This is a genomic window from Clostridium perfringens (assembly GCF_016027375.1).
Classification (GTDB): Bacteria; Bacillota; Clostridia; order Clostridiales; family Clostridiaceae; genus Sarcina; species Sarcina perfringens.
In genome coordinates this window covers 387647-403908 of sequence record NZ_CP065681.1, presented here as the reverse complement: position 1 = coordinate 403908, position 16262 = coordinate 387647, and the positions used below count along the sequence as shown (strand labels likewise).

Here is a 16262-nt window from a genome sequence, read left to right as displayed (position 1 = left end):
GTAGATATTATATTAAGATTTAAAGAAAATGCTATTTATTATTTTTTAGAGACAAATTTATTATCCTTAATATAAAATCTCCATAAAAAATCCCTAGCTTCCTCAGCATAATCTATGCCTATTCTCTTTGCTTCAACAATAGAAAAATCCTTTTTAATTAAGGAGTCATCTTCAACATAAATCTCTTCGCTACTAATAGTATTTATGCCATTCTCCCCCTTATCTATTCCTAAAGCCATGCATAATTTTGATGGACCATTAGAAAAATTTTTCTTTTCGTAGCTTGATAACTCTTCATAACTCTTCTTATATCTTAATTTACTCATTTCTTCTATTCCCTCTAAAGGCTCAATTCCTCTTATAAGTACTCCTCCTGCCACGTCTTTTTCTTCACTTATTAGATTTAAGCAGTGATACATTCCATAAATTATATAAACATATACAGTTCCCGGATCTGCATAAAGAGTTTCTGTTCTATTAGTTCTCTTGCCACCGTAAGCATGAGAAGCTTTATCTATAGCTCCTATATAAGCTTCCGTCTCAACAATCTTTCCTTTTAAAGTAACTCCATTAATCTTTCTAACTAAAACTTTTCCTAAAAGTTCTTTAGCTACAGTTAATGTATCTCTATTATAAAAATCCCTTCCTAATCTCATAAAGCACCTCTTCCATAATTCTCTTTTATAAAACTATTAGTTATACAATTTTATCTTTACTTACTAATTATAATTCTATACAATAACTTCTTAGTTTTATAAATTATTTAAATTTAATAGTAAAAAATATATCTTTTTACTGCTAATAAATTGAATATTAAACCTAAAAAAATATTGAATTAACATAAAATTCTTAATAACCAAAATAAAAAGCACTTTAACAAAAGTTTAAGTGCTTTTTATTTATAATATCTCTTTTTATTTGATTTTACATAATAATAAAATATTAAAATTTATTTATAATACTTATTACTAAAAATTTTTTTGATTTAATTTTTCATATAAATCTATTATTTCATTTGCCAAATCTTTTAATGTCATAGTAGTCATCAATTGATCCTGTGCATGAATTAATAGCATGGATATTTCTATTTTATTGTCACTAGCCTCATCTTGAATCAAAGCTGTTTGTGATTTATGAGCTTTACCTAATTGTATTGATGCTTTTTCTATTAAGCTTCTAGCCCCGTCTACATCTCCTGCTTTAGCAAGCTGAATAGCTTCCATGGCATAACTTCTAGCTTCTCCACTATGAATTATTAAATCCATGATTATTTCTTTCATTTTCCCATACTTCCTTTTTCATAAATTAAAATCTCTTTACCCTTAAACACCTAAAATATTTCTTTAATATATGAAATTTAATTTTATAAGATTATATAATTTATCTAATTTGACCATTTCCATAAATTATATACTTATTTGTTGTTAATTCCTTAAGTCCCATTGGTCCTCTAGCATGTAACTTTTGTGTACTTATTCCAATTTCAGCACCAAATCCAAATTCTCCACCATCAGTAAATCTTGTTGAAGCATTTACATATACAGCAGCTGCATCAACTCTTTGAAGGAATTTCTCTGAATTAAAATAATTTTTAGTAACTATTGATTCTGAATGTTTTGTTCCATATTTATTTATATGAGAGATAGCCTCATCTAAATCTTTAACAACCTTAACTCCAAGGATATAGTCTAAATATTCTTTTCCCCAATCCTCTTCAGTTGCTAAGTTTATATCATTCACAATTGCCTTAGTTTTTTCACAACCTCTTATTTCAACGCCTTTTTCTTTTAAAGCCTTTATTGCTACTGGTAAAAATTCTTCCGCTATTTTCTCATTAACTAATAGTTTTTCAGCAGCATTACATACAGCAGGTCTTGATGTTTTAGCATTTACTATTATATCTACGCCCATATTTATATCAGCTTCATCATCTATGTATATATGACAATTTCCAACTCCAGTCTCTATTACAGGTACTGTAGCATTATTTACTACGGCCTTTATAAGTCCTGCTCCACCTCTTGGAATTAAAACATCTAAATAATCATTTAATCTCATGAAATCTGTAGCAGTTTCTCTTGAAGTATCCTCTAATATTTGAACTGATCCCTCTGGAAGACCTGCTTCCTTTAAGGCATCACTAATAATCTCAACTATTTTTAAGTTAGAATTTATAGCCTCACTTCCTCCTCTTAAAATAACAGCGTTTCCTGTTTTTAAACATAAGGCAGCAGCATCAGCAGTTACATTAGGTCTTGCTTCATATATTATTCCAACTACTCCTAATGGTACTCTTTGTACACCTATTCTAAGGCCATTAGGTCTCTTAAACATAGATGTAACTTCTCCTATTGGATCATCTAATTTAACAACATCTGCTACAGCATTTGCTATAGATTTTACTCTTTCCTCATCTAATTTTAATCTATCAAGCATTGCATTAGATGTTCCCTTTTCAATTGCCTTTTCAAGATCTTTTTTATTTTCTTCTAATATCTCATCACATCTTTTTATTAAGGATTCACTTATTTTTAATAATCCATTATTTTTTTCATTAGTAGATGCAAATGAAAGTGTGTAAGAAGCTTCTTTTGCTTTTTTACCTTTTATAATAAGTTCATTATTCATTTTTATTCCCCCTTCTTAGCTACAAACATAGTTCCTATATCTTCACCATTTAATATGTCAATTAATATTTCTGGATTTTCTCCATTAGCTAAAATCATATCTATTCCATTACTTGTTGCTACCTTAGCTGCTGAAAGCTTAGTTACCATTCCGCCTGTTCCTCTATTACTTCCAGCTCCCCCTGCACATTCTTCTATTTCAGGAGTTATTTCATAAACTTCTTTAAGCATCTTACTATCCTCATTAGTTCTTGGATCTGAATCGTAGAAACCATCTATATCAGATAATATTATTAAAGTATCTGCATTTACTAAAGTAGAAACTATAGCTGAAAGATTATCATTATCTCCAAAGTTTAATATGTTTTGTATCTCATCTATTGATATAGCATCATTCTCATTAACTATAGGTATAATTCCTTTTTCTAATAAAGTATCAAATGTATTACATACGTTATTTTTCATTCTTTCATTTTCTAGTACATCTCTAGTTAAAAGAACTTGTGCCACAACATGACTATATTCTCCGAAAAATTTATTATATATATGCATTAAAGCACACTGTCCAACAGCAGCTACAGCTTGCTTTTCTCTTATAGTCTCTGGTTTTTTCTCAAGTCTAAGTTTTCCAACTCCAACTCCAATTGCTCCTGATGAAACAAGAACAACTTCTTTTCCCATATTACATATATCTGAAATTACTCTAGATAATTTTTCTATTCTCATTAAGTTTACACTTCCATTTTCATAAGTTAATGTAGAAGTTCCAACCTTAACAACTATTCTTTTACTATCTTTTAATGCTTTTCTCATTTGTAGGTTTCCCCCTTTTTATTTATAAAAATTATTTTTCCATTAAATCATAAGTATATTATATTCTAATACGTTAAATCATGAAACTACCCATTTATAATTTCTCCACCATTTACGTGTATTGTTATACCTGATATGTATGATGCTTCATTACAAGCTAAGAAAACATAAGCTCCAGCAAGCTCTACTGGTTGCCCTGCTCTTCCCATAGGTGAATTAACTCCAAATTCAGAAACTTTCTTTTTATTCATTGAAGATGGTATAAGAGGTGTCCATATAGGTCCTGGTGCCACAGCATTAACTCTAATTCCATTCTTAACTAGCATCGTTGCTAAGGTTCTTGTCATTGTGGTTAAAGCACCCTTAGTACATGAATAATCAAAAAGTATCTCATTTCCTCTATAAGCTGTAATAGAAGTGGTATTTATTATTGAACTTCCACATTCCATGTATTTAACTGCTGCCTTTGTCATATAGAAAGTTCCAAAAACATTTATTTTAAAAGTATTTTCTATTTGCTCTGGTCCAATATCATCTAAAGTTTTAGAATCATGTTGAACTGCCGCATTGTTAACTAATATATCAAGTTTTCCCCACTTTTCAATGACCTTCTTTACACTTGAAGTGCAGAAATTAATATCAGAAATATTTCCTTTTATAACTAAAGCCTCAGAACCAGCACTTTCTATAAGTTCCTTAGTCTTATTAGCATCCTTATCCTCTTCATCTGATAGATATATTATACAAACTTTAGCCCCTTCTCTTGCATAAGCTAAGGCTACAGCTCTTCCTATTCCACTGTCTCCACCTGTTATTATGGCTACCTTATTCTTAAGTCTTTTTCCATCATTTATATACTGTGGTAAATCATATATTGGTAGTGGATTCATTTCATCCTCTACTCCAGGATGAATACTTTGATTTTGAACTGGAAATGTTGTTGGGAATAATTTTTCATTACTCATAAATAATTTCCTCCTTAAAAACTTTATTTTAAATTTAATTATTTATAAGCTTATTATTCTCAATTATTTTTTACTTATAGCTTTATTTTGTATTTTCTTTACTATCTTTGCATTTAAAGTCGTGGGAGACACTTTAGATAAAAATACTAATACCTTATTCATAATCCCAGGAATACATATTGCCTTATTGTTCATCAAAGCCTTATAACCATATTCAGCCACTTCTTTGGCACTCATTGCTACATCTAAATCTCCCTTTCCAGCTCTCTTAGAAAAGTTCGTCTTAGTAGCTCCCGGGCAAAGGGTAACCACATTAATTCCTTTATCCTTAACTTCTTCTCTTAATGCCTGAGAAAATGATAAAACATATGCTTTACTAGCGTAATAAACTGATATTAATGGGCCTGGTTGATATGCTCCAGTAGAAGCAACATTTAAAATTCTCCCTTCCTTTTGATCTAGCATATCTTTTAAAATAAGCTTAGTTAATTTGGTTAAACTTATAATATTTACATTGATTATATCTAATTGCTTTTGCCAATCTATTTCATTAAATTCTCCATTTAATCCTATACCAGCATTATTTATTAATATATCTACTCTTCCTACCTCAGTTTTAATTTTCTCATATAAGATATCTATGTCTTCACTTAAACTAAAATCAACTTTATATATGTAAGCACTTACATATTTTTTCTTTGAAAACTCTTCTAACTCTATTAATTTTTCTAAATTTCTTCCTACCAATATTACATTATAATGATTTTCCATAAATATTTTTGAAAATTCATATCCAATTCCACTAGTAGCCCCTGTTATTAAAACTGTTTTTTTCATAAAAATTCCCTTCTTATAAATAAATCCTTAATAAAACATTTATTATGTTTTTTGCTAATATGTCAAGTTTTTTTCTGTAAACCTTTATTTAAAAAACCTTTATTAAACGTTTAACATATGATATAATAACATTTGCATCAATAGATGTGGGAGGGTGAGGGAGATATTTTTGAAAAGGAGAAAGGATGAATAACTTTTTTAAACTTAAAGAACATGAAACAAATATAAGAACAGAATTACTTGCTGGTCTTACCTCATTTTTTGCTGCAGTTTATATAATTGTAGTAAATGCTAGCATACTTAGTGATGGTGGAGTATCTATGGAACCACTTATAATAGCTACAGTATTAGCATCATTAATTGGATGTGTACTAGTTGCACTTTTAAGTAATGCTCCTCTTATTATAATGCCTGGTATGGGTATTAATGCACTATTTACTTATACCATAGTAAATACTATGGGACTTACATTCCAACAAGCTTTAGCAGCTGTTATAGTAGCTGGTATTTTGTTTATTGTGGTAGCGGTTACACCTTTAGCAGATATGTTAACTAGTTCAATACCAACCTCATTAAAAGAAGCAATAACAGTTGGAATTGGTATTTTTATTACTTTCTTAGGATTACAAAAGGCTGGCTTAATAGTAGGAGATGCCTCAACACTTGTTAAATTAGGTGATATTTCATCTAAAGAAGTTATAGTATTCTTCATAACTATGATACTAATGCTAGTTTTATTTATAAAAGATGTACCAGGTTCATTCTTAATAGGAATTTTATCTGGAACAATTATATCAATGTTATTTGGAATTGTTGATTTATCAAATTTTCAATTCTCATTACCTAATTTCAGTGAATATAAACAAGTTTTCTTATCAGCTAATTTTAGTGGAATAACTTCAATTTCATTTTGGATTGCAACCTTCTCACTAACTTTAGTCCTAGTATTTGAAAACATTGGTTTACTTCATGGACAAATTGATGGTATGTTAAAACAACCAAGTAAAAGACAAAGAGCTCTTAACGCTGTTGCCTTTACTACTATAATTTGTGGTATCTGTGGTACTAGTCCTTCAGTTTCAACTGTAGAAGGTAGTGCAGGAATAGCAGCAGGTGGTAAAACAGGATTAACTTCTATATTTACAGGATTTTTATTTTTAATATCAATCTTCTTTATACCAGTTATATCACTTATTCCAAACTCAGCAATAGCTCCAGTCTTAATAATAATTGGAGGCTTAATGATTCAAAATATAGTTTCAATAAACTTTGAAGACTTCACTGAATCATTCCCAGCATTCCTTACTTTAACTATAATACCTTTAACATTTAGTATAGTTGATGGTATTGCTTTTGGATTTATAGCTTATCCTATTTGTAAGTTAGCAACAAAGAAGTATAAAGATGTATCTATCCCTATGTACGTTATATCAGCAATCTTTTTAGTATATTTTGTACTTCACGCTACACAAATATAGCTTTAAATTATAAATTAAACTCCCTTATTAATATCAATAAGGGAGTTTTTTTATATACTGATTATATATATTAAATTAGGAGTTAATTTTATGGAACTATTTAACTTACCTCCTGACCAACTGAATCTTCTTTGTATTTTAATAGCAAAAGATTACTCTACTAGATATAATGCTGATGAACTCAATGTTTTAGGTGATTTTCTTATTGCCTTAGGTTCTAACATAGTTGTATACTCTGCTAGCTTTTCCTATTTTGATAATTTAAGAGCTCAATCAAATAACTCAATTAATAATTCAAACAATATAAATAAAGACTAACACAGCTGTGTTAGTCTTCATTTATATAATTAATAATATATCCAAATTCTATATATTATTTACTATTATTCTCCTAAGAACATTTTCATATCATCTTCTACATTTGTAATTCCACCAATTCCAAAGTTCTCAACTAAAACTTTAGCTACGTTTGGTGATAAGAATGCTGGTAAAGTTGGTCCTAAGTGAATGTTTTTAACACCTAAGTGTAATAATGATAATAATACTATTACAGCTTTTTGTTCATACCATGCTATGTTGTAGCTTATTGGTAATTCATTTACACTATCTGTTCCAAATACTTCAGCAAGTTTTAAAGCTATTACAACTAATGAGTATGAATCATTACATTGTCCTGCATCTAAAACTCTTGGAATTCCATTGATATCTCCAAGTGGTAATTTATTATATTTATATTTAGCACATCCAGCTGTTAATATAACAGTGTCTTTTGGTAATTTTTCAGCAAATTCTCTATAGTAATCTCTTGATTTAGCTCTTCCATCACATCCAGCCATTACGAAGAATCTTCTTATTGCACCTGATTTAACAGCATCAACTACTTGGTCAGCTAAAGCAAGTACTTGGTTATGAGCAAATCCACCTACGATTTCCCCTGTTTCAATCTCTGTTGGAGCTTTGCAAGTCTTAGCTAACTCTATTATTTGTGAGAAATCTTTGTGTCCATTTTCATCAGCTGTTATATGAATACATCCTTCATATCCTACAGCACCTGTTGTGAATATTCTTCCTCTATATGAGTCTTGAACTGGTGTTATACAGTTTGTTGTCATTAATATTGGTCCATTAAATGATGCGAATTCTTTATTTTGTAACCACCATGCATTACCATAGTTTCCTGCAAAGTGAGAATATTTCTTGAATTTTGGATAGTAGTGTCCTGGTAACATTTCACCATGAGTATAAACATCTACTCCAGTTCCTTCTGTTTGTTCTAATAGCATTTCTAAGTCTTTTAAATCATGTCCTGATATTAATATTCCTGGGTTATTTCTAACTCCTATATTAACTTTTGTTATTTCTGGATGACCGTAAGTTGAAGTGTTAGCTTCATCTAATAATGCCATTCCATCAACACCGAATTTTCCTGTTTCTAATGCTAAAGCTGTTAATTCATCTGCACTTAATGAATCATCTAATATTTTAACTAAAGTTTCTGCCATAAATGCATGAACTTCTTCTTTATCATGTCCTAAATTCATAGCATGCTCCATGTATGCTGCTAATCCTTTTAATCCATACATAATAAGCTCTCTTAAACTTCTTATATCTTCATTTTCTGTAGCTAAAACTCCTACTTGTGAAGCTTTTTCCATCATTTCCTCACTAGTTGTAGCTGTCCAAGTTGCACATCCTTTGAAGTCTGATCCAACTGGATTTCCACCCTTAGCTTGTACTCTTTCTTTTAGCTCTTCTCTTGCTACTAAAGTATCTTTAACTCTTTTTTCTATTGCTTTAAAATCAAAGTTTGCATTAGTAATAGTAATAAATAGGTTATCTATTATCATTCTGTTTATTTTTTTATCTACTATTCCTACTTTTCTTCCTTCATTAGCTACTGTAGCTAATCCTTTAGTAACAAAAATTAAAAGGTCTTGTATTTTTGCTACATCTTCAGTTTTTCCACAAACACCTCTTACAGTACAGCCTTTGCATCCTGCTGTTTCTTGACATTGAAAACAAAACATACTCATTTTAAATTCCTCCATGTTCTTTATTTCTTTATGTAAAATTCTTTTAAGATTCTTTTTTATTAGTAACTTTCCTAGTCACCTTACATCTAAGATTATACACAGGGTTTTTAAGTAACTCGGTAACTAAAGTTACCTATTTGATAAATTTATTTAACTTTATAAAATTATGTATATAAACCTTAATTTATTGAATATTTATACATTATTCATTATTTTTATGCAATTTTTCATTGATTTTATACATTTTATTGTGTATAATAGGCTTTGTACTAATTGATTTGTTTATTAAAAAGGGGGACTAAAATTGAAAACTAAATATAAATCGTCTGATTTATTAAAGTTTATAATTCCATCTTTATTAGGAGTAATTTTATTTATGGTTCCTATAAATGATGGTGGAAATATAACAATACCAGTAGCCTTTTTCACAACTAGACTTAAAGATTTAATAGGTGATTATTTACCTACTTTATCAATGATAGTTGTTGTAATAGCTGCTTCATTAACAATAATAACTAAAGCATTTAAGCCAAAATTTATAATAGAAAATAATTTTTTAAATTCATTATTAAATGTTAATTGGATTTGGACAATTGGAAGAATCTTAGGTGGATTATTTATAATATCAGCATTTACTAGATTTGGACCTGAAATAATAAAGTCTGATTTAACTGGGGCGTTTATATTAAATGATCTACTACCAACACTTATAGTAGTATTCTTCTTTGCAGGATTATTCTTACCACTTCTTTTAAACTTTGGTTTATTAGAATTCTGTGGTGCCTTACTGACTAAGATAATGAGACCATTATTTAAACTACCTGGCCGTTCATCAATAGACTGTATGACTTCTTGGTTAGGTGATGGAACTATTGGGGTATTACTTACTTCAAAACAATATGAAGAAGGATTTTATACTGAGAGAGAAGCTTGTATAGTTAGTACAATGTTCTCAGTTGTTTCAATAACTTTTAGCTTTGTTGTTTTATCACAGGTTGGATTAGAGAATATGTTTATTCCATTCTATTTAACTGTTACTTTTGCTGGAATAGTTGCCGCTATAATTCTTCCAAGAGTTTGGCCTCTTAGCAAAAAACCTGATGCTTATTTCAACAATGCAGAACCTAAGAATGTAGAAGATGTTCCTGAAGGATTTACTCCTTTCACTTTTGGAGTTTTTAAAGCAGTTGAAAAAGCCCAAAATGAAAGTAGCTTAAAAAAATTCTTTGCTGATGGAATTAAAAACGTACTTGAAATGTGGATAGGAGTTTTACCTGTAGTTATGGCAATGGGTACATTAGCTCTTATGATAGCTGAGTACACTCCTGTATTCCAATGGCTTGGTGTTCCTTTCATTCCTTTATTTAAGATTTTAGGAATTCCTGAAGCTTCCGCTGCTTCTCAAACTGTTATAGTTGGATTTGCAGATATGTTCTTACCATCAGTTATAGCATCAAAAACTATTTTAAGTGATATGACTAAATTTGTAGTTGCTTGTGTATCAGTAACTCAACTTATATACTTATCAGAAGTTGGAAGTGTTATTTTAGGATCAAAAATACCACTAAACTTAAAAGAATTATTTATGATTTTCTTAATGAGAACACTAGTTACTCTACCAGTTATTGCACTTGTAGCACACTTATTGTTCTAAATAAGTAAAAGAGATTGTCTTAAAAACAATCTCTTTTTTATTTACCTTGGATTTTTTACACTTAAAGTGCTTACTGCATTTGGAGTTACTAAAAACTCAATTATAAGGTTATTATATGCAGGTTGCATAGTTCCTACCTTAACTCCAACATAAATCTTATAGTTAAATTCACACTCATTATCTGCCTTAGCCTTAAATACTTCTAATACTTCCACATCTTTTAAACAATAATACATATCACTTTTATATAACTTTGTTATTTCAGCTTTAATATATGGATTTAATAAAGTGATTATAAAATTATTTACTAAAGGATCATTATCATTTAAAATACTCTCTTCCATATAAATATTGTTATTATTGTTTGGTGTATTTTCCATGCGATTATTAATATAATCCTTAAGTGTTCCATAGTTTTCAATCTTATTAAGCTCTTCATAAGCAGATATAAATCTCACTATTATATTGCTATTTAATAAATCATCATTATCATCTAAAAACTTTCTATCTCCATATGCTATAGCAGCTAGTGCTAAAGGTAACTCTTTTCTAAATATTCTATCTCTCTTTATGGCCTCTTCTCTTCCTTGATTTCCATCAACATATAAGTATATTTTTAAGATAAATCTATTGTTTCCTCTTTTCCAAACTCCAAAAACTTCATCTCTCGCTGATGAGTTTATTTTGTCATAAGCATATGCTAAAGCTACTGTAAGAAATAACTCTCCAGTATCATCATTATGAGTTAATGTGTACTTTCTTCCCTCTATTGGTTTTTCATCTGTAATTCCATTTCTAAATTCAACGCTTAACATTTTAGGATCAAACATAACTTAACACCTCAAAAATATAATATTAGCTATTCATTATATGAAATTTTAACTATTTCTATAACTAATCTGATGAAATATATATATGTTACTGATAAAATAATTGTGAGAATAAATATTGGAGGATTTTTTATGGCTATGACAGAAAAAGAAAAAATGATATTAGGTCTGCCTTATAACCCTGCTGACCCAGAATTAACTAAAGGTAGAATTAGAGCTAGAATTTTATTTCAGAAATTTAATAAATTAGACTTACCTGATAATGAAGAGAAAGCTGATAAAACTTTTAAAGAAAGAAGTAGTATATTAAAAGAACTTTTAGGTTCAACAGGTGAAAGCATATATATGGAACCTAACTTCAAATGTGATTATGGTTATAATATATCAGTAGGTAATAACTTTTACGCAAATTTTGATTGTGTAATGCTTGATGTTTGTAAAATTACCATAGGAGAAAATTGTTTCTTTGCCCCTGGAGTTCACATTTATACAGCTACTCATCCAATTGATCCTATTGAAAGGCTAAACTATGAATTTGGTAAGCCTGTAACCATAGGTAATAATGTTTGGATTGGAGGACATGCTACAATAAATCCAGGTGTAACTATAGGAAATAATGTAGTGGTAGCCTCTGGAGCCGTTGTAACTAAGGATGTCCCTGACAATGTAGTAGTAGGTGGAAATCCAGCAAAAATAATAAAAAAAGTTTGTGCTAAATAATCATAATTATTTTATAAATAGGAAAGCTAAAACTTATAAGGAGGGTTCGTTATGAAAAAAATTATATTAGCAGGTGGTTGTTTTTGGGGTGTAGAAGAATTTCTTTCTAGAATCAATGGTGTAGTAAGCACTGAAGTTGGATATGCTAATGGACGTACTGAAAATCCTACTTATGAAGATATATGCACTAAAAATACTTACTTTGCTGAAGTTTGTCTTGTAAATTATGATGAAAACATAATATCACTTAAAGAATTATTAGCTAAGTTTTGGACAATAATAGATCCAACCTCATTAAATAAACAAGGCAATGATGTTGGTAGCCAATATAGAACTGGCATTTACTATGTAGATCCTTCAGATTTAGAAGAGATTTTAAATAGTAAAGAAGAACTTCAAAAATCTTATTCAAAAAAAATAGTGACAGAGGTTAAGCCCTTAGAAAACTATTATAAAGCTGAAGAATATCATCAAAAATATCTTAAAAAGAATCCTAATGGGTACTGTCACATAAAATTAGATTAAACTAAGTAACTTCAACTAAGTACTTTTTGAAATTAGAAATTAAATCTTTAGACTCATTTGAAATTTTAGCAACATGATTAACAATATTGTCTATATGGCATAACTCAGTTTCTATACTAGAATTTTGTTTCCTTAACTTATAAGCCCTTTTAGCTAAATGAGAAAGCTTAGTTTTTTCCTTTTTAGTAAAGCTTAAAAGTGGTATTCTAGATACATAGCCTGAAGTTATCATGTTGCTTCTTATTAATGCTCCCCTAACAAGATAAGTTACTAGGGATGAATTTAAATAAGCTAGTAACCACCAAACCTCTTCTGATTCACATATTATATTAGGATTGACTCCAAAGGTGGAGTTTTTAGGCAATATACATGCATTAAAGGAAACCCCCATAGATGAACAGGTTATACCACTTTTATAAAGAACTTCTTTATTTCTAACATTAAAATTTCTATTAATCTTTTCTATTTCTAAAAAATCTTTATGTAGATAAATTACTCTATCTGTATAAAACTTATCTTTTCCTGGATTTTTGTAAAAAGGAATAGTAAATTCATTGCTTTTTTCCTTAGATAAAAACTCTTTATCATTACCTGTTGAGATCCCTGTTACGCATTTAAACTTTTCTCCAAGTCTAATATTATTAAATAAACTCCGTATATCTTCAGGACATTCTATTAAAAACTCTAAATTATCCTTTTTATTTTGCAATACAATTTCTTGTAAGTTATAAAGCCTTTCATTACCATTACCTTTTACCCCATTTAATAACTCTTTAAATTCTTCTATGGATTTAGGCCTGTTATTTACAACTATCTTTTCTTGATACTCTTTTCCCTTTCTTAAAATAAGTATGCTTGTCCTAACATCTGCCCCTTGATTATGAAAAAGGCCTCTAGGACACATGGTTATTTCATGTATAGAACATTCCCTAAGAATTTTATTCCTAAGCCTCTTATGATTTTTCGCTGTAAAAAATGAATCATTAGTAATTAATCCAATAACAGCCCCATTCTTTGCCTTATCTATTATGGCAGACATGAACATGCTGTACATATTATGTAATCCAACCTCATTGAAATAATTCTTAAGCCTCTCCTTATTCTCCTTTATAAAATTAACCTCATGACAATTATATGGTGGATTAGCAATGTAATAATCATAGTCCCATGTTTTTGTATTTTTTTGAGAGCAATAATAATTTATAAAATTGCCTTTCTTAAACTCACATCTATAATTGTTTTTATATTTTATTAAATCCATACCTATGGTTTTAATTCCTAAATCACTAAAATAATCAGTTAGCTCCTCTTTTCCACAACATGGATCAAATAAAGTTTTCCCTTTACCATTTATATCTATAATTCTTTTTCCTATATATCTTGCAACAAATTGAGGTGTAGCATAATACCCTATCTCTCTAACATCAATAATTTCCTTATGCTTTATATCAACTGCTTTATATAAATTTTTCTCTTTTCTTCCCATAAAACCCCTCACATCACAAAGAAATATTTTCCCATTATATTTTACCACATATTTCTATTAATTATAATTTTAAGAATCTCTTATAAAACAAAAAGAGTAAAGACTTAATCTTTACTCTTTTCTTTATTTTATAATCCTGATTCTCTAAATTTATGCTCTACAAACTCAGTAAGTCTATGGAATGGCTTTTTAAGAATACATAGTAATAAGAATATTAATAAGAATATTCCTAAAGCTTTCATATCCTTAGATACAGAATTCCATATTGGACCAGCTATAGCTTCTCTAAATCCATCTATAGAATAAGTAAATGGCCATAAAGGTTGTAGAACCTCAAATATTTTTGGATTTGTTTGTATTGGATAAATTCCTCCAGCACCTGCTACTTGGAATACCATTATAACAATGGCTATTGCTTTACCTATGTTTCCAAATAAGGATACTAAAGTAAATATCATTACCGTAAATACAATAGAACTAACTATTGCAAATCCAAACATCAATGGCATATTTGCAGGATTTACTCCTAATATATATATATCCCCTAAAACTACTATTACTGTTTGAATTAATGATATAGTCAAGAATAATAACATTTTACCAAAATGCTTTTGGATAAGATTTAATTTTGTTCCATCTTCAAAATCCTCACACTCTGCTGTTAATAATGATGTAAGTAATAATGAACCAACCCAAATTGCTAAAGTTGTATAAAATGGTGTAAGTCCTACTCCAAATATTCCTGCATCATAAACTTGCTCCTCTTTTACTGTTATAGGAGAGGATATAAATGATGCTATTTCTTCTGGATTCTTACTCATTAAATCTATTAGGTTATTTAAATTCTCCTCAGTTAATCCTGAAGTTTTTTCTATTAATTGACTAATTGCATCTTGGAACTCACTAAGTTTACTTGTTACTTGATCAGCTTGTTGACTAGCTACATCACTACTAGCTATACCAAAAGTAGTTAAAGCATTTAACTGTGGAACAACTACCTTTGTTGTTTCTAATACTGAGTTTGCTGTATCTAATCCACCTTTTAATGAATTTCCAATAGTATTTAAAGCTGGTGCTCCATCATTATAAAAAGTATTTGAAACATTTATTAAAGCTGAGCTTGTTTCAGTACTTATTGTAGAAACAGACTCTATAGCATTAGCTATATTTTCCTTACTTTCATTGTTTGATAATGCTGTTTTTAAAGCAACTAATTGTTCTCTTTCTTTAGATACTAAATCTTTTGCAGTATTTAACTTATTTATTAAATTGCCTATTTTATTATTTGGTATTACGGAATTTATTTTTTCTAAAGCTTTAAGATTATTATCTATACTTTTATTTAATGAATCTGTTAATTTTACTAACTTATCTACAGTTTCAACCATCTTAGTTGTATCCATAGCATTATTTAATTCTTTAAGCTTTGAAAGTAAACTTTGTAATTCCTGGTTTGTTGATTGCATTGTTACAACATCACTGCTAAAACTATTTGATACAGCGTTAACTGTTTGTTGTGTTGAATTTATTAAACTTTTACTTGCCTCAACAGTAGTTTGTAAATTATTTATTTGATCTGTTACCTTTGGTAAATCATTTCTTACACTAGAAAGATAACTACTTAAACTTTTTGAATCTCCATTAGCTTTTTGAACAAAATCTTGAATTTCCTTTAAACTACTATTAGCACTTTGTAATGTATCTCTCACCTTTAATATTTCTGGTTTATTAGTTTCTAACTTTCCACCTAATTGATTTAAAATATCAAAAGCTTCTTTATTTACAGTATCAACAAAGTTAGATTTTATTTCATCTGTAACTTTATTCTTTGCAACATTTGTTATTTTGTTTGCTATAGCATTAGATTTTTCATTTACTTTATAAATTATATCCGGCTTTTGAGGACTTCCTGTAATTAAACTTGTTAATCCCTCTGAGAAATCTGAAGGTATTTCAATCATTGCATAATACTTACCTTCATTTAATCCATAATTTCCTTGCCATGCATCTACAAACTGCCATCCTATAGCATCATTCTTTTTAAGTTCATCAATTACTTCCTTACCTACATTTATCTCTTTACCATTTACCTCAGCGCCCTTGTCATTATTGACAACGGCAACTGGTAAATTCCCTGTATTAACATAAGGGTCCCAACATGCCTTAATGTTAATCCAAGCATAAAGAGATGGTATTATACATAAACCAATGACTATTGCTAAAGCCGCTGGATTTTTCCTTATATTTCTTAAATCTCTTCGAAAGACTTTAAAAATTTTCTTCATAATTCACCT

15 protein-coding genes are annotated in these 16262 nt (G+C 29.1%); 5 read left to right on the top strand and 10 right to left on the bottom strand.

Annotation, left to right across the window (positions count from 1 at the left end):
* Positions 1–38 precede the first annotated feature (38 nt).
* The 6 genes from I6G60_RS02115 to I6G60_RS02090 all read right to left on the bottom strand — a co-directional run bounded on the left by I6G60_RS02115 (position 39) and on the right by I6G60_RS02090 (position 5242).
* Positions 39–656, bottom strand: coding sequence for a DNA-3-methyladenine glycosylase (locus I6G60_RS02115; protein WP_003456892.1), 618 nt, complete (start codon positions 654–656; stop codon positions 39–41).
* A 312-nt stretch (positions 657–968) separates the two neighbouring features.
* Positions 969–1280 carry a PTS lactose/cellobiose transporter subunit IIA gene (locus I6G60_RS02110; protein ID WP_003450726.1) on the bottom strand — a complete coding sequence of 104 codons (312 nt, stop codon included), beginning with the start codon at positions 1278–1280 and terminating at the stop codon, positions 969–971.
* 100 nt (positions 1281–1380) lie between these two features.
* The gene (locus tag I6G60_RS02105; RefSeq protein WP_110035082.1) at positions 1381–2628 is read right to left on the bottom strand and encodes a glutamate-5-semialdehyde dehydrogenase; all 1248 of its coding nucleotides are present in this window, start codon (positions 2626–2628) and stop codon (positions 1381–1383) included.
* A gap of 2 nt (positions 2629–2630) precedes the next feature.
* Positions 2631–3440, bottom strand: coding sequence for a glutamate 5-kinase (proB, locus tag I6G60_RS02100; RefSeq protein WP_003450599.1), 810 nt, complete (start codon positions 3438–3440; stop codon positions 2631–2633).
* An 86-nt stretch (positions 3441–3526) separates the two neighbouring features.
* A complete protein-coding gene (locus tag I6G60_RS02095; RefSeq protein ID WP_011591173.1) occupies positions 3527–4405 on the bottom strand; it encodes an SDR family oxidoreductase in 879 nt (292 codons plus the stop codon).
* 63 nt (positions 4406–4468) lie between these two features.
* Positions 4469–5242 carry an SDR family NAD(P)-dependent oxidoreductase gene (locus tag I6G60_RS02090; protein WP_011591174.1) on the bottom strand — a complete coding sequence of 258 codons (774 nt, stop codon included), beginning with the start codon at positions 5240–5242 and terminating at the stop codon, positions 4469–4471.
* A gap of 185 nt (positions 5243–5427) precedes the next feature.
* On the opposite strand from I6G60_RS02090, the gene I6G60_RS02085 reads away from it, so the two are divergent.
* Together I6G60_RS02085 and I6G60_RS02080 are read left to right on the top strand one after the other, a co-directional pair.
* A complete protein-coding gene (locus I6G60_RS02085) occupies positions 5428–6720 on the top strand; it encodes an NCS2 family permease (protein ID WP_003450694.1) in 1293 nt (430 codons plus the stop codon).
* 90 nt (positions 6721–6810) lie between these two features.
* Positions 6811–7038, top strand: a complete 228-nt coding sequence (locus I6G60_RS02080) for a hypothetical protein (protein WP_003450671.1) — start codon at positions 6811–6813, stop codon at positions 7036–7038.
* 65 nt (positions 7039–7103) lie between these two features.
* On the opposite strand, the gene hcp is transcribed toward I6G60_RS02080, so the two are convergent.
* A complete protein-coding gene (gene hcp, locus I6G60_RS02075; protein WP_041702734.1) occupies positions 7104–8753 on the bottom strand; it encodes a hydroxylamine reductase in 1650 nt (549 codons plus the stop codon).
* 304 nt (positions 8754–9057) lie between these two features.
* Between hcp and I6G60_RS02070 the strand changes: the two genes are divergently transcribed.
* On the top strand, positions 9058–10407 hold the full coding sequence (locus tag I6G60_RS02070) for a YjiH family protein (protein ID WP_011591176.1): 1350 nt from the start codon (positions 9058–9060) through the stop codon (positions 10405–10407).
* A 41-nt stretch (positions 10408–10448) separates the two neighbouring features.
* Here I6G60_RS02070 and I6G60_RS02065 read toward each other — a convergent pair whose 3' ends face one another.
* Positions 10449–11237, bottom strand: coding sequence for a staygreen family protein (locus tag I6G60_RS02065; protein ID WP_003479364.1), 789 nt, complete (start codon positions 11235–11237; stop codon positions 10449–10451).
* Between the two features lie 132 nt (positions 11238–11369).
* Here I6G60_RS02065 and I6G60_RS02060 point away from each other — a divergent pair, with 132 nt between their 5' ends.
* Both I6G60_RS02060 and msrA read left to right on the top strand, forming a co-directional pair.
* The gene (locus I6G60_RS02060) at positions 11370–11957 is read left to right on the top strand and encodes a sugar O-acetyltransferase (RefSeq protein WP_011591177.1); all 588 of its coding nucleotides are present in this window, start codon (positions 11370–11372) and stop codon (positions 11955–11957) included.
* Positions 11958–12008: 51 nt separating this feature from the next.
* A complete protein-coding gene (msrA, locus tag I6G60_RS02055; protein WP_003479367.1) occupies positions 12009–12482 on the top strand; it encodes a peptide-methionine (S)-S-oxide reductase MsrA in 474 nt (157 codons plus the stop codon).
* Position 12483: 1 nt separating this feature from the next.
* Here msrA and I6G60_RS02050 read toward each other — a convergent pair whose 3' ends face one another.
* Entirely contained in the window at positions 12484–13968 is a 1485-nt protein-coding gene (locus I6G60_RS02050) for an N-6 DNA methylase (protein WP_197925561.1), read from the bottom strand.
* 128 nt (positions 13969–14096) lie between these two features.
* Positions 14097–16253, bottom strand: a complete 2157-nt coding sequence (locus I6G60_RS02045; protein WP_004455719.1) for a YhgE/Pip family protein — start codon at positions 16251–16253, stop codon at positions 14097–14099.
* Positions 16254–16262 lie beyond the last annotated feature (9 nt).

Coding starts and splice junctions, on each gene's coding strand:
- I6G60_RS02115 (WP_003456892.1), bottom strand. CDS start 656: ATGAGATTAGGAAGGGATTTTTATAATAGAGATACATTAACTGTAGCT.
- I6G60_RS02110 (WP_003450726.1), bottom strand. CDS start 1,280: ATGAAAGAAATAATCATGGATTTAATAATTCATAGTGGAGAAGCTAGA.
- I6G60_RS02105 (WP_110035082.1), bottom strand. CDS start 2,628: ATGAATAATGAACTTATTATAAAAGGTAAAAAAGCAAAAGAAGCTTCT.
- proB (WP_003450599.1), bottom strand. CDS start 3,440: ATGAGAAAAGCATTAAAAGATAGTAAAAGAATAGTTGTTAAGGTTGGA.
- I6G60_RS02095 (WP_011591173.1), bottom strand. CDS start 4,405: ATGAGTAATGAAAAATTATTCCCAACAACATTTCCAGTTCAAAATCAA.
- I6G60_RS02090 (WP_011591174.1), bottom strand. CDS start 5,242: ATGAAAAAAACAGTTTTAATAACAGGGGCTACTAGTGGAATTGGATAT.
- I6G60_RS02085 (WP_003450694.1), top strand. CDS start 5,428: ATGAATAACTTTTTTAAACTTAAAGAACATGAAACAAATATAAGAACA.
- I6G60_RS02080 (WP_003450671.1), top strand. CDS start 6,811: ATGGAACTATTTAACTTACCTCCTGACCAACTGAATCTTCTTTGTATT.
- hcp (WP_041702734.1), bottom strand. CDS start 8,753: ATGAGTATGTTTTGTTTTCAATGTCAAGAAACAGCAGGATGCAAAGGC.
- I6G60_RS02065 (WP_003479364.1), bottom strand. CDS start 11,237: ATGTTTGATCCTAAAATGTTAAGCGTTGAATTTAGAAATGGAATTACA.
- I6G60_RS02060 (WP_011591177.1), top strand. CDS start 11,370: ATGGCTATGACAGAAAAAGAAAAAATGATATTAGGTCTGCCTTATAAC.
- msrA (WP_003479367.1), top strand. CDS start 12,009: ATGAAAAAAATTATATTAGCAGGTGGTTGTTTTTGGGGTGTAGAAGAA.
- I6G60_RS02050 (WP_197925561.1), bottom strand. CDS start 13,968: ATGGGAAGAAAAGAGAAAAATTTATATAAAGCAGTTGATATAAAGCAT.
- I6G60_RS02045 (WP_004455719.1), bottom strand. CDS start 16,253: ATGAAGAAAATTTTTAAAGTCTTTCGAAGAGATTTAAGAAATATAAGG.